The sequence below is a fragment of the Burkholderia sp. BCC0044 genome (assembly GCF_902832955.1).
Classification (GTDB): Bacteria; Pseudomonadota; Gammaproteobacteria; order Burkholderiales; family Burkholderiaceae; genus Burkholderia.
Genome location: NZ_CADFDO010000002.1, coordinates 316000 through 329548, shown reverse-complemented (window position 1 = coordinate 329548; position 13549 = coordinate 316000). Strand labels below are relative to the sequence as shown.

At 64.6% G+C, this 13549-nt stretch carries 10 protein-coding genes; 4 read left to right on the top strand and 6 right to left on the bottom strand.

Features of this window, described 5'->3' with window-relative positions; translation table 11 throughout:
• Positions 1-167: 167 nt before the first annotated feature.
• From HWX14_RS10045 to HWX14_RS10020, 6 genes are all read right to left on the bottom strand, one after another.
• A complete protein-coding gene (locus tag HWX14_RS10045; RefSeq protein WP_175882582.1) occupies positions 168-1364 on the bottom strand; it encodes a porin in 1197 nt (398 codons plus the stop codon).
• A gap of 84 nt (positions 1365-1448) precedes the next feature.
• Positions 1449-2324, bottom strand: a complete 876-nt coding sequence (locus HWX14_RS10040) for a sugar ABC transporter substrate-binding protein (RefSeq protein ID WP_244130197.1) — start codon at positions 2322-2324, stop codon at positions 1449-1451.
• A 156-nt stretch (positions 2325-2480) separates the two neighbouring features.
• Positions 2481-3500 carry an ABC transporter permease gene (locus HWX14_RS10035; protein WP_244130196.1) on the bottom strand — a complete coding sequence of 340 codons (1020 nt, stop codon included), beginning with the start codon at positions 3498-3500 and terminating at the stop codon, positions 2481-2483.
• Positions 3500-5026, bottom strand: coding sequence for a sugar ABC transporter ATP-binding protein (locus tag HWX14_RS10030; protein WP_175882580.1), 1527 nt, complete (start codon positions 5024-5026; stop codon positions 3500-3502). The genes HWX14_RS10035 and HWX14_RS10030 overlap by 1 nt, the downstream gene beginning before the upstream one ends.
• A 175-nt stretch (positions 5027-5201) precedes the next feature.
• A complete protein-coding gene (locus tag HWX14_RS10025) occupies positions 5202-6143 on the bottom strand; it encodes a sugar phosphate isomerase/epimerase (RefSeq protein ID WP_175882579.1) in 942 nt (313 codons plus the stop codon).
• 81 nt (positions 6144-6224) lie between these two features.
• Positions 6225-7244: a Gfo/Idh/MocA family oxidoreductase gene (locus HWX14_RS10020; protein WP_175882578.1), complete on the bottom strand. Its 1020-nt coding sequence runs from the start codon at positions 7242-7244 to the stop codon at positions 6225-6227.
• 578 nt (positions 7245-7822) lie between these two features.
• Here HWX14_RS10020 and iolD point away from each other — a divergent pair.
• The 4 genes from iolD (at position 7823) to iolB (ending at position 13499) form a co-directional block, all read left to right on the top strand.
• Complete coding sequence (gene iolD, locus HWX14_RS10015) at positions 7823-9772, top strand: 3D-(3,5/4)-trihydroxycyclohexane-1,2-dione acylhydrolase (decyclizing) (protein ID WP_175882577.1); 1950 nt, start codon at positions 7823-7825, stop codon at positions 9770-9772.
• Positions 9773-9842: 70 nt separating this feature from the next.
• The gene (locus HWX14_RS10010; RefSeq protein ID WP_175882576.1) at positions 9843-10706 is read left to right on the top strand and encodes a sugar phosphate isomerase/epimerase family protein; all 864 of its coding nucleotides are present in this window, start codon (positions 9843-9845) and stop codon (positions 10704-10706) included.
• 58 nt (positions 10707-10764) lie between these two features.
• Positions 10765-12705 (top strand): 5-dehydro-2-deoxygluconokinase, encoded by a 1941-nt coding sequence (iolC, locus tag HWX14_RS10005; protein WP_244130194.1) that lies wholly within the window; start codon positions 10765-10767, stop codon positions 12703-12705.
• Positions 12702-13499, top strand: a complete 798-nt coding sequence (iolB, locus tag HWX14_RS10000; protein ID WP_175882575.1) for a 5-deoxy-glucuronate isomerase — start codon at positions 12702-12704, stop codon at positions 13497-13499. Before iolC ends, iolB begins: the two co-directional genes overlap by 4 nt.
• The last annotated feature ends 50 nt before the right edge of the window (positions 13500-13549 follow it).

The window sequence follows — 13549 nt, the reverse complement described above, 5'->3', positions numbered from 1 at the left end:
GCTCGAGCCGTCGCGAAAACTCGGCGGTTTCATGGTGCTCCCTCATCAGGAAAGCCGCCGGCATGCGGCGGCAGGATATCGCCCGACCTCCTGCGCGCGTCGCGGCCGCATGCCGTTTCGATCGACGCACACGACGCGCGAAGGAGGATCATGCACCGGACGGTGCGTCAGAACTGCGTGGCAATCCCCGCGAACACGCCGAACTGGCTGCGCCCGTAACCCGGATTCAGGTTCGATGCGCTGCCGTTGACCGGATCGTTCACGTTGTTGGCCCCGTAGGTCCCGCCGTTCAGCCCGAGGTTCGACGTCGCGCTGTTTCGCAGATAGCCGAGCTCCGTGTAGAGCCGCGTCTGCTTCGACAGCGAGTAGATGCCGGACAGCGTGTAGAGCGTGCCGTTGCCATTGCCGTGATTGGCGTTGGCGTGATAGACGGCGCCCATGACGGTGGTTGCCGGCGTCACGGCCCATTGCGCGCCGAACCACTCCTGGTCGACCGCGGTCGGCAAGGAGACGCCGGCCGGCTGCGCCGACGGCGTATTCGTCCCGTAATAGCCCGCGTTCGACGCATCCGGCGCGCTCAGGTGGACGTAGCCCGCATACAGCGTCACGGGCCCGACCCCGTACGACGCACCGGCGAAGATCGAGCGTGATGCCAGATACACGTTGCTGAACTTGCCATTACCGTCGCGAATCTCGTCGTAGACCAGTTGCGCTTCGAGATTTGACGCCTTGTACTGCAGCTTCAGGCCGTCTGCCCGGCCCTGCGAGCTGCCCAGGCCGGTGGCCGTGCCCAGTTGCCCCGGCGCCGTGCCGGGCGAACCGGCATTCCATTTCGTCGTATTGGTGAGGTTGTACTGGCCTTTCACCGTGAAGCCACCGAAATCGGGCGACGTATATTCGATACCGTTCGATGCCTGCGGGAACATGCGGCCGCGCACCAGCGTGCCGAACGAATACTTCTTGGTCTGTTGCGGGTCGAGCTCGCCGGTATCCTGCAACAACTCGCTTGCGCCGAAATTACCGAGGCGAATCGCACCATACGCGTCGTGCCGCAAACCGACGGTTGCCTGCCCCTCAAAGAACGAACCGTTCGCCACCGAGCCGTTCAGCGTGTTCAGTCGCGCCTCCAGGCGGAACGTGGTATGCAGGCCGCCGCCCAGGTCCTCGTTGCCGAGCATGCCGAAGCGCGACTCACCCCAACCACCCGACTCGGCCGACAACCGGTTGCCGCCGGGCAGACCCGTTTCGTATTGCAGGCCGTTATCCACGATTCCGTAAAGCGTGACACTGCTCTGTGCATGCGCGAACGCCGCGACGCCGCACAGCGTCGTACCGACCATAAATCTCAGCACTTTCGTCTCCATCAAAAATCTCCTTTGCACTTCTAATCATTGTGTTTTTTGTATTTCATATATCGGCATGTATCGACTGAACGCCACCTGCACTGCCTACTTCAAGTAATTTCCCACGTTGTTGCGGGTCACCGACTCGAACGGGACGATGACTTCGGCGGGGGCCGGCTTGCCGCTCTTGAGCGTTTCGACGACCTGGTACGCGGCCTGTGCCTGACCCTTCGCGTTCTGGAAGATGGTCTGGGACATCTCGCCGGTCTTGATCGCCCGCATCGCGTCCGCGGTGCCGTCGACGCCGGAAATTGCCACACCCTTGAGCCGACCCGCCGTCTTCAGCGCTTCCAGCGCGCCGAGCGCCATCTGGTCGTTGGCGGCAACGATCGCGTCAAATTTGGGATAACGCTGCACCCAGTCTTCGGTGACCTTCATGCCCTGAGCGCGATCGTAGTCGGCCGGCAGGTTTGACAGGATCTTGACATCCGGACGCTTGGCCAGCGTCTGCACGAAACCGGCCAGGCGCTCCTTCGAGTGGTAAAGACCCGGCGTGCCCTGCAGATAGAGGACCTGCGCGTTCTTCGGCAGGATCGCGTCAAAGTACTCGCCCTGCAGACGTCCGGCGTCGTAGTTCTTCGACCCGACAAACGTGTACTTGCCGCTGGCGGACTGGATGCCGAGCGCGATCACCGGGATGCCGGCTTTGTTGGCCCGCTCGACACCGGGCACGATGCCACGATAGTCGACCGGCACGATCATGATCACGTTGACCTTCTGCGCGATGAAGTTGTCGATCTGGTCGAGCTGGCGGCTCACGTCGCCGTTTGCATCGGTGTAGACCACGCTCACGGTCGGGTCAGCCTTGACCGCGTCGGCGAAAGCCGCCTTCCGGCTCATCGTGAACACGTCGGTGTCGGCGAGATTCGTATAGCCGATCACGAACTTCTTGTCGGCGGCGCCGGCCGACGTCGCCAGCACGGTCAGCCCGAATACTGCCGCCGCCACTTGTTTCCAAACCTTCATATGCTCCTCCGATGTTGTCTGCCCTGCTTCTGATTAACCAACACACGTTGCGATACGCGCTGCCTTTGCTGCCTCACTGCTCGCCGGAAACCGGCCCATCCTGCCGCGGTCTCAGGCCGGCCGCCGTACCCGCTTGCCGCGGCCGTTCTTGGTCTTGACGTCCAGAATCACGGCGACCGCGATGATCAGCCCCTTGGCGATCTGCTGCCAGTACGAGCTGACGTTAAGGAGGTTGAGGATGTTGTTGATCACGCCGATGATCAACGATCCGATCATCGAGCCCATGATCGTGCCGGTACCCCCCATCAGGCTGGTCCCGCCCACCACCACGGCCGTGATCGCATCGAACTCGTAGCCGACACCGCCAGCCGGTTGGCCCGAGTTGATCCGCGACATCAGTACGATGCCGGCGATCGCGGTCAGCACACCGCTATAAACGAAGGCCATCGTCGTCACGCGACGCGTATTGATACCGGAGGCCAGCGCGGCGCGCGTGTTGCCGCCCGTTGCATAGACATACCGGCCGAACCGGGTGCGATTCAGCAGAATCCACGACGTCACGAGAACGGCGATCAGGATCAGCACCGAGATCGGCACCGGCCCGACCGATCCCTGTCCGATGACCGCAAAATCGCCCAGACCGCTGACAGGCGCGCCACTGGTATAGAGCAGGATGCCGCCGCGCGCCACGGTCGTCATCGCGAGCGTGGTGATGAACGACGGGATGCCGAAGGTCGTGACGATGAAGCCGTTGACGAACCCGACTACCACACCCATCGCGAGTCCGGCCGACACCGCCAGGGGAATGCTCCCGGTATCGGACATCACGCTCGCCGCGATGGTGCCGGTCAGGGCCACCACCGCGCCCAGCGACACGTCGATCTGCCCGAGAATGATGATGAAGGTCACGCCGCACGCGAGCAGGCTGACCACCACCACCTGACGCAACACGTTGGTCAGGTTTGGGACGGTCAGGAACGCATCGCTCACCAGCGACGCGAGCACCACGATCCCGACGAAGATGAGCATCGTGCCGTATTTTCGGTAAATCTCGGCCGGGCTCGCACCCTTCAGCCGGGCCATCATGCCGACGCGCGGCGGCATCGAATTTTCCTGCATGCTGTTCAACATCATTGACCTCCCGTTGCCAGTTTCATGATTCGTTCCTGCGAGGCTTCGCCCCGGCTTAGTTCGCCGGCCACCCGGCCCTCGCGCATCACGATCACGCGGTCGCTCATGCCGAGAATCTCCGGCAGTTCGGACGAGATCATGACGATGGCCAGCCCCTGCTGAGCGAATTGCGACATCAAGCGGTGAATCTCGGATTTCGCGCCGACGTCGATACCGCGCGTCGGTTCGTCGAGAATGAGCACCTTCAGATCGCGCAGCAGCCATTTCGCGATCGCGATCTTTTGCTGGTTGCCGCCGCTGAGGTTGCCCGTGACCGTCTGCAGGTTGGCGGTTTTGATCTTCAGCATGTCGCGCATGCGTGTCGCTTCGGTACGCTCATGACGCGTGTCCAGCAGCCCGCGACGCGAGAAACCCTTCAGATTCGCGAGCGAGATGTTCTCCATCACCGATCGGCACAGCACGAGTCCCTCGCCCTTGCGGTCTTCGGACACCATCGCGATACCGCTGCGGATCGCAACATCGCTGCCTCTGCCTTTCAGCCGCAACGGCGCGCCCTCAAGCATGATCTCGCCTTCGTCGAGCGCATCGAGCCCGAAGATCGCGCGCACCACTTCCGTACGCCCCGCGCCGATCAGTCCGGCCAGCCCGACGATCTCGCCGCGTCGCACGCTGAAGCCGATGTCCGAGAACACGCCGTGGCGCGTGGCGTTGCGCACCTCGAGCACCGTCTCGCCGATCGTCGCGTCGAGCTTCGGGAAGATGCTCGAGATCGGCCGGCCGACCATCGCCGCGATGAGCCGGCTCTCGTCGTACTCGCTGGCCGGGCCCGACTCGACATAACGGCCGTCGCGAATGATCGTGATGTCGTCCGCGATCTGGAATATCTCGTCCATCTTGTGGCTGATGTAGATGATCGCGACGCCACGCGCCTTCAGGTCGCGGATCTGCTCGAACAGCATGCCGACCTCGGTATCGCTGATCGCCGAAGTCGGTTCGTCCATGATGACGACCGATGCGCCGCGCGAGATCGCCTTGGCGATTTCGACCAGTTGCATGCCGGCCACGCTGAGCTCACGCATCTTCTGGCGCGGCGCATAGTCGAGCCCGAGTCTGTCGAGCAACACCTGCGTATCGCGTTCCATGCGCTTGAAATCGATCATCTGTCGGGACAGCGCGCCGAACGCCCCATAGGTCGGCTCGCGGCCGAGAAAGATGTTCTCGGCAATCGACATGTCGAGCACGGGGCTCAGTTCCTGGTGGATCATCGCGACGCCGGTTTCGAGCGCCGCCCGGGTACCGGCAGGACGATAGGGTGCACCCTTGAAGCGGATCTCGCCCGAATCGACGCGATGCTCGCCGGACAGGATCTTCATCAGCGTCGATTTGCCGGCGCCGTTTTCGCCGACCAAGACGTGAGTCGTTCCCGCGCGTACCCTGAGGCTGACCCGGTCAAGCGCGAGCACGCCCGGAAATGCCTTCGAGACGTCCTGCATCTCCAGCACGTATTGCGGTTCTTCGCTAGCCATGTGGCTGCTCCTCCTCGGCCGGCCGGGGCCGGCCCGATGGCATGCCGGCGATACGCCCGTGCGACGTTGCGCCCGGGCGATGCCGCGGCGCGCCGATTGCGCCGTGCATGCCTGTCTCCGTTGTGTTCTTGCTCTGACCGCGTGCGTCGGCCCTCTTGGGCCGAGCCGCGACAGCCTAGCGGCTGATGGTCTGCTTCAATGCGTCGATCGAGGTGGCGATACCGGCCTCGACCGACATCGTCATGTCTTCCATCTCGAGCGACACCCAGTCGTTGTAGCCGGTCATGCGCACCACCGAGAAGAACTCCTTCCACCACTGGAGATCCTTGCCGCAACCGACCGCCACATAATTCCAGGCCCGCCGGCCGACATCCTCGACCGGCTTGGTTTCGAGCAGGCCGTTGACGTCCACCATGCCGCGCTCCAGACGCGCATCCTTGCCGTGCACGTGATGGATCGCATCGCCGAGCGCGCGTGCCGCGGCGATCGGATCGGCGCCCATCCACATCAGGTGGCTCGGATCGAGATTGAGACCGACCATCGGGCCGACTGCGTCGCGCAACCGGAACAGTGTTTCCGGATTCCAGACCAGCATCGCGCTGAAGTTTTCCAGCGCGAACTTTTCGACGCCCGACTCGCGTGCCTGCGCGACCAGCGACTTCCAATACGGAATGGCAACGTCGTTCCATTGATAGTCGAGGCAACCCTTGAGCGTCGCCGGCCAGCTCACCGTATAGGTGATCCAGTTCGGCACGCGATCCTCGGGGCTGGCCGGCGGCAAGCCGCTCATCGCGACGATCTTGCGGATGCCGAGTTCGCCGGCAAGGCGGATCGCCTTCTCCATGTCGGCCTTGTGCTTGGCGCCGAGCGCGCCCGGATCGAGCGGATTGCCCGACACGTTCAGCGCGGCGATTTCCATGCCGCGGCTCTCGAGCGCGGCAAGCAACGCGCGGCGCTTGTTCGCGTCGGCCAGCAGTTCGTCGGTGCGGAGATGCGGCGCGGAAGACCATCCGCCCGACGTCATTTCCACACCGAAGACGCCCATTTCACACAGCTTGTCGAGCATCGCTTCGTATGGCAGGTGGCCCAGGCTGTCCGTGCAGAACGAAAGTTTCATGGTGTTATCCGACTGTCTTGATGATGAGGTCAGGCGCGCCCGCACTTGCCGGCGCGCCGCGGTGAGACGAACCGTTCGATGTCAGGCGTCGCGATAAAGCGCCGGTTTGTCGTTCAGCACCACGGCAACTTTTTCTCCGCTGCGCTGAGCCTCGACGCCCGCCTCGCAGCAGGCGGCAGTCGCATAGCCGTCCCACGCGGACGGGCCGTTGATCGTGCCGTTGCGGGCGGCATCGACCCAGGTCTGCACTTCGAGATCGAACGCCGCGCTGAATCGCTCGACGAAGGTCGGCGTGACCGATCCGCCCCACTGCCCTGCGCTGCGCACGTACGGGCCGCCGTCGTTGCCGATGTTGACGATGCCATCCTCGAACACCGCCTGCGTGGCGACCTGATAGCCGAAACGCGCGTTGACGAAAATTTCGACGTCGGCCAGCACGCCGCTCGCCGTTTCGATCAGTACCTGCTGCGGATCGTGCTGCCCCGGATGCGCGTGTCGCGTCGGGCGGCCCAGGCGGACCTGCACCGACGCGATTTCATCGCCGGTCAAGAAGCGGATGCCGTCGAACTCATGCACCACGGAATCGTTCACCAGCATCTGGCTCGTGAAGCTGGCCGGCGTGGCGGCATTGCGATGCGAAAAATGCAGCATCAGCGTATCGCCGAGCCGCCGCGTCGCGATCAACTCGCGCAACTGGCGGTACTCGGCATCGAAGCGACGCATGAAGCCGACCTGAATCAGCTTGCGACCGAGCTTCACCTCGGCTTCGACGACCCGCCACGACGATTGCGCGTCGGGCGTCAACGGTTTCTCGCACAGAATCGGCAGCCCCTCCGACAACACCTGCAGCAGCGTCGCTTCATGCAGGAAGCCGGGGGTGGCGATGACGACCGCGTCGGCCAGTCGATCGGCGAGGACCTGCTCGATCCCGGCCACCGCGACGGCGCCCGGCGCCTTGTCGGCGACGGCCCGGGCACGTGCCGCATCGATATCCACCACGGCCGAGACCTCGGCGCCGACGATGCGGCGTGCGATACGCTCGACATGATCGGATCCCATCAGACCGGCCCCGACTACCGCGATACGAAGCTTCTTGCTCATATATCGAATTCCTAAATATTTTCAGTTGACCTGCCGGTCGAAATGCCCGCGTGCCCTGCCGGGCCGGCAGAGGTTCAAACGAACGGGACGAGTACGGGAACGATGATCAGGATCGCCGGCACGCTTGCGCTGCAAGCGGACGGGATCGGCTGCATGTCTCCGGCGGCTCGATCGGTTCTTTCACGGTCGTTTCGGACCGTGAATCTCGAGGCCTCATTCGAGTGTTCGGTATCGAAGTTTAGAGACGCGCAAAGCCGCCGCAACAACATTCGTGACCATAAATGGTCAGCACGTGCAGCATCGGATAGGCGGCTGCCGGATGACCATTTATGGTCAATCTTTCTGTTGATGGGCACGCGCCGGACCTCGTAATTTATTGACGAACGCGATGCAACGCATGCGGCGACCCGAGCCGGTCCGTCCGATGCCTGTGCCGCGACAACAATGCCGGAGACACGTCCCTGCCCGCCACGCGTTAGCGCTCGCAGGCGAAGCGATGAGGTCGGCGCCTCGCGCCGATATCGCCTCGCGTTGCCTCCTTGCATTCATCCCTTTCCACCGCACGGATCAGATCATTCATGGGTCATATCAGGCTAACGATGGCGCAGGCACTCGTACGCTTTCTCGACAATCAGTATGTCGAGATCGACGGCGAGCGCATCAAGTTCGTCAAGGGCATCTTCACGATCTTCGGACACGGCAACGTACTGGGCCTCGGCCAGGCGCTCGAACAGGATCCCGGCCAGCTCGTCGTGCATCAGGGCCGCAACGAACAGGGCATGGCGCACGCGGCGATCGGCTTCGCCAAGCAGCAGCGCCGCCGGCAGATCTATGCGTGTACGTCGTCGGTCGGCCCGGGTGCGGCCAACATGGTGACCGCCGCCGCGACCGCCAGTGCCAACCGGATTCCGCTGTTGCTGCTGCCGGGAGACGTGCATGCGGGGCGGCAGCCGGACCCGGTGCTGCAGCAGATCGAACAGACGCACGACCTGTCGATCAGCACCAACGACGCATTCCGCCCGGTCAGCAAGTACTGGGATCGCATCGTGCGCCCCGAGCAATTGATGAGCGCCTGCCTGAACGCGATGCGCGTGCTGACCGATCCGGCCGACACGGGCGCGGTGGTCCTTGCGCTGCCGCAGGACGTACAGGCCCAGGCCTATGACTATCCGGAGACCTTCCTCGCCGAGCGCGTGCACTACATCGACCGTCGCCCCGCCGCGCCGGAATCGATCGCGCGCGCCGCCGCCGTGATCGCGCCGGCCACCCGTCCGCTGCTGATCTGCGGCGGCGGCGTGCGCTACGCCGGCGCGGCCGCCGACCTGCGCCGCTTCGCCGAGCGCTTCGACATTCCGGTCGCGCATACGCAGGCCGGCAAGGGCGCGCTGCCCTGGGACCATCCGCTCAATCTCGGCGGCATCGGTGAAACGGGCTCGCTGGCCGCCAACGAGATCGCGCGCCGCGCGAACCTCGTGATCGGCGTCGGCACGCGCTACACCGATTTCACGACCGCATCGAAATGGCTGTTCCAGGATCCCGATGTGCGCTTCGTCAATCTCAACCTCAACGGCTTCGACGCCGGCAAGCTCGACGGCCTGTCGATTCAGGCCGATGCGAAGGCCGGCCTGCGTGCACTCGCTGCTTCGCTGGACCAGGCCGGCTACTCATCAGGCTACCGGCAGGGCTATCGCGACGAGATTGCACAGGCTGTCGCCCGCCTGCGTGCCGAGGAGGAACGCCTGTTTGCCGTGACCTATGGCACCGACCACTTCGTGCCTGAAATCGACGACCACCTCGATCGCGCCGTGCTCGACGAATTCGTCCGCATGACCGGCTCGTCGCTGACCCAGTCGCGCGTGCTTGGCGTGCTCGACCGCAAGCTGACCGAACGCGACGTGGTGGTGGCCGCCGCAGGCAGCCTGCCCGGCGACCTGCAGCGCATCTGGCGGGTCAAGGGCGAGGACAGCTACCACGTCGAGTATGGCTATTCGTGCATGGGCTACGAAGTCAACGCCGCACTCGGCGTCAAGCTCGCGCAGCCGGAGAAGGACGTGTTCGCGTTCGTCGGCGACGGGTCCTACATGATGCTGCACTCGGAGCTCGTCACGTCGATACAGGAAGACCGCAAGATCAACGTCGTGCTGTTCGACAACATGACGTTCGGCTGCATCAACAACCTGCAGATGGAACACGGCATGGGTAGCTTCGGTACCGAATTCCGGCGTCGCAACGCCGACACCGGCCGGCTCGACGGCGCGTTCGTACCCGTCGATTTCGCGGCCAATGCAGCGGCCTACGGCTGCAAGACCTACACGGTGCGCAGCATCGAGGAACTGGAAGCCGCGCTCGACGACGCCCGTACGCAACGCGTCTCCACGCTCATCGACATCAAGGTCCTGCCGAAGACGATGGTGCACAAGTACGGCTCCTGGTGGCACGTAGGCGTGCCGGAAATCTCGACCAGCGAACGCGTCGAGCGCGCCGCCGAACGCATGAAGGCCGCGCTCGCCACCGCCCGGCGCTACTGACCCGAACGAATCGACTCGACGCGGGGCACACGCCCCGCCCCGCATTCCCCGTTACTCACCAGGAACCGACATGCGTATCGCCCTTGATCCCTACATGTACCGCCATCTGCCGCTGCCCAAGATGGTCGAGAAAGTCGCCGAGCTCGGCTACAGCCATATCGAGCTGTCACCCCGCGAGGACTTCCTGCCGTTCTATAAATACCCGCGCGTCGACAAGGCGCGCATTCGCGAATTCAAGGCCGCGCTGGTCGACACCGGCGTGCAATTGTCGTCGTTGCTGCCGCTGTATCACTGGGCCAGCCCGGACGAATCGCTGCGCGAGGCGGCGGTGCGTAACTGGAAACGCGCGATCCAGGTGGCGGTCGAGATGGAATGCCCGCTGATGAACACCGAATTCAGCGGCCAGTCGAATCATGCGCTCGCCAGCGAGAACCAGTTCATGCGCTCGATGGAGGAATTGATGCCCGTGTTCGAGCGCGAGGGCATCAGTCTCGACATCCAGGCGCATCCGTATGACTTCTGCGAGCGCAACAACGAGTCGGTCGACATCATTCGCGGCCTGGACAAACCGTGGCTCAACTATCTCTACGCGGTACCGCACACCTACTTCTACGACGACGGCGTGGGCGACATTGCCGCGATGCTCGAGTATGCGAAGCCGAAGCTCACGCACCTGATCATCGCCGACACCTACAACCATCGCGCGTCCTCGAACCTGCGCTACATCGTGAATCCGCCTGGCGTGACGGCCACCGTCCACCAGCATCTCGACATCGGCCAGGGCGAAATCGACTGGGACACGTTCTTCGCGAAGGTTCGCGAGATCGGCTTCGACGGCATCGCGACCGTCGCCGTGTTCGCCTGGGAAGACCGGGCCGACGAATCGAGCCGGATGATGCTGGAGACCGTCAAACGCGGCCTCGGCCTCGCCTGACATCCGGCACGCGGGCCATCCGCCCATCCGCTCTGACTCAAGACAACAGGAATCCATCGTGCATACACCGACGCTCGCGTCCGAACGCCAGTTCGACCTGATCTGCCTGGGACGGCTCGCCGTTGATCTCTACGGCCAGCAGGTCGGCGCCCGCCTCGAGGACGTCACCAGCTTCGCCCGCTACCTCGGCGGTTCGTCCGCCAACATTGCTTTCGGGACGGCTCGTCTCGGGCTGAAATCGGCCATGCTCTCGCGGGTCGGCAACGACCACATGGGCCGCTTTCTCCTAGGCGCGCTCAGGCAGGAAGGATGCGACGTCAGCCAGGTTCGCATCGACCGCGAACGCCTGACCGCACTGGTCCTGCTCGGCCTCAAGGATCGCGATACGTTTCCGCTGGTGTTCTATCGCGAGAATTGCGCCGACATGGCGATCGACGAACAGGACATCGACGAATCGTTCATCGCGTCGAGCCGGGCCCTGCTCATCACGGGGACGCATTTCTCGACCGAGCGCGTCCACCGCGCCAGCATGAAGGCGCTCGAATACGCGCGACGCCACGACGTGCGCACCGTGCTCGACATCGACTACCGGCCCGTGCTGTGGGGCCTCACCGGCAAGGCGGACGGCGAGACGCGCTTCATCTCGGACGGCAGCGTCAGCCGCCACCTCGGCGGCATCCTGCCGATGTTCGACCTGATCGTCGGCACCGAGGAGGAATTCCGCATCGCCGGCGGGCATGACGATCTGATGGCTGCGCTGCGCGTCGTTCGCGACGCGACGCCCGCCACCCTGGTGGTCAAGCGCGGTCCGCTCGGCTGCACGATACTCGACGGCGCGATTCCGGCGAGCATCGACGACGGCCGCCTGCACGGTGGCGTGCAGGTCGAGGTGCTCAACGTGCTCGGCGCGGGCGACGCCTTCATCTCCGGCTTCCTCAAGGGCTGGCTGACCGGTGCAGACGAAACCACCTGCTGCGCATACGCCAACGCATGCGGCGCGCTGGTGGTCTCGCGTCATGCCTGCGCGCCGGCCATGCCGACGCCGGCCGAACTCGATTATTTCCTCGCGAACTCGGCCCGCATGGGCAGGCCCGACCGCGACCCGGCGCTAAACCGCCTGCATCGTGTCAGCCCGAACCGCAAGCCGTGGGACGAGGTGCTCGGCTTCGCATTCGATCATCGCGACCAGCTCGCCGACCTGGCGCGGCAAACCGGCGCCGACGAACAACGGATCGGCAGGCTCAAGCAACTCTTCGTCGAAGCCGTCGCCGAGACCGAGGCGCAAATCGGCGGCCAGGGCAAGATGGCCGTGCTGATCGACGACCGCTTCGGTCAGGATGCGCTTAATGCCGCCACCGGCCGCAACTGGTGGATCGGTCGCCCCGTCGAACTGCCGGGATCGAACCCGCTGCGCTTCGAACATGGACGGTCGATCGGATCGGCGCTGCTTTCGTGGCCGCGCGAGCACATCGTGAAGTGCCTCGTCCAATACCATCCCGACGATGCTCCCGAACACCGGCTCGAACAGGAAGCGCAACTGCAGGCGCTCCAGCAGGCGGTGTCGGTCAGCGGCCATGAACTGCTGCTGGAAGTGATCCCGCCGAAGGATCGGCCTGCATCGGCAGACGTCGTGGTACGCGCGCTGGAACGCCTCTACGATCTCGGCATCCAGCCCGACTGGTGGAAACTCGAATCGATGCCGGCCGACGCCTGGCGCAGCATCGACGCGCTGATCGAAGCGCGCGACCCGTACTGCCGCGGGGTCGTCCTGCTCGGCCTGAACGCGCCGCTCGATACGCTCGCGCAAGGCTTCGTCGATGCCGCCGGCAGCCGAACCTGCCGCGGTTTCACGGTCGGCCGATCGATTTTTTACGAGCCGAGTCGCGCGTGGCTCGCCGGCGAGATCGACGACCGCGAGGTGATCCGCCGCGTGCGCGGGTCGTTCGAGACGCTGATTCGTATCTGGCGCCAGGCTCGCCCGCAACAGGAGGCAGCATGAGCAATCTGCTGATCAAGGGGCACGCAAGCGGACGCGATATCGTCACGGTCACGCCGGCCAGCGCCGGCTGGCGCCACGTCGGTTTCGCCGCCAGACGGCTTGCCGCCGGCGAGCGACTCGCGCTCGATACCGCCAATGACGAACTCTGCATCGTGGTGCTGACCGGCACCGTGACGGTCACGACCGGTGATCGGGTCTGGCGTGACATCGGCGGACGACGCAGCGTGTTCGAGGATCGCTCGCCTCATGCGGCCTACGTGCCGCCCGGCCGCGACGTGGCGATCGAAGCCGCCGATGCGGCCGAAATCGCGCTCTGCACCGCGCCGGCCACCGGCCGCTACGAGGCCCGCCTGATCGAGCCCGCGTCGATCGCGCGCTCGGTGCGCGGCAGCGGCACCAATACCCGCTACGTCTGCGACATCCTTCCGCAAACCGAACCGGCCGAAGGGCTGCTGGTGGTCGAGGTGGTGACGCCGGCCGGTCATGCGTCCAGCTATCCGCCGCACAAGCACGACGTCGACGCCATCCCGGCCGAGAGCGTGCTGGAAGAGACCTACTACCATCGGCTCGACCCCGAGCAAGGGTTCGCGTTCCAGCGCGTCTACACCGATTCGCGCGACATCGACGAAGCCTATGCGGTCGAGAACCACGACGTGGTGATGGTGCCGCGCGGTTACCACCCGGTGGTCGCGCCGCATGGCTATCGCAGCTACTACCTGAACGTGATGGCGGGACCGAAGCGCGTCTGGCACTTCCGCAACGATCCCGCGCATGAATGGATGCTGGCGAAGTAGCGGCGCGGGAAGCGATGCAGGCCCCGCAAGGGGCCTGCCGGAATGCCGGT

Bases quoted from the DNA above. Each gene is read 5' to 3' on its own strand.
- HWX14_RS10045 (WP_175882582.1), bottom strand. From the start codon at position 1,364: ATGGAGACGAAAGTGCTGAGATTTATGGTCGGTACGACGCTGTGCGGC.
- HWX14_RS10035 (WP_244130196.1), bottom strand. From the start codon at position 3,500: ATGTTGAACAGCATGCAGGAAAATTCGATGCCGCCGCGCGTCGGCATG.
- HWX14_RS10030 (WP_175882580.1), bottom strand. From the start codon at position 5,026: ATGGCTAGCGAAGAACCGCAATACGTGCTGGAGATGCAGGACGTCTCG.
- HWX14_RS10025 (WP_175882579.1), bottom strand. From the start codon at position 6,143: ATGAAACTTTCGTTCTGCACGGACAGCCTGGGCCACCTGCCATACGAA.
- HWX14_RS10020 (WP_175882578.1), bottom strand. From the start codon at position 7,244: ATGAGCAAGAAGCTTCGTATCGCGGTAGTCGGGGCCGGTCTGATGGGA.
- iolD (WP_175882577.1), top strand. From the start codon at position 7,823: ATGGGTCATATCAGGCTAACGATGGCGCAGGCACTCGTACGCTTTCTC.
- HWX14_RS10010 (WP_175882576.1), top strand. From the start codon at position 9,843: ATGCGTATCGCCCTTGATCCCTACATGTACCGCCATCTGCCGCTGCCC.
- iolB (WP_175882575.1), top strand. From the start codon at position 12,702: ATGAGCAATCTGCTGATCAAGGGGCACGCAAGCGGACGCGATATCGTC.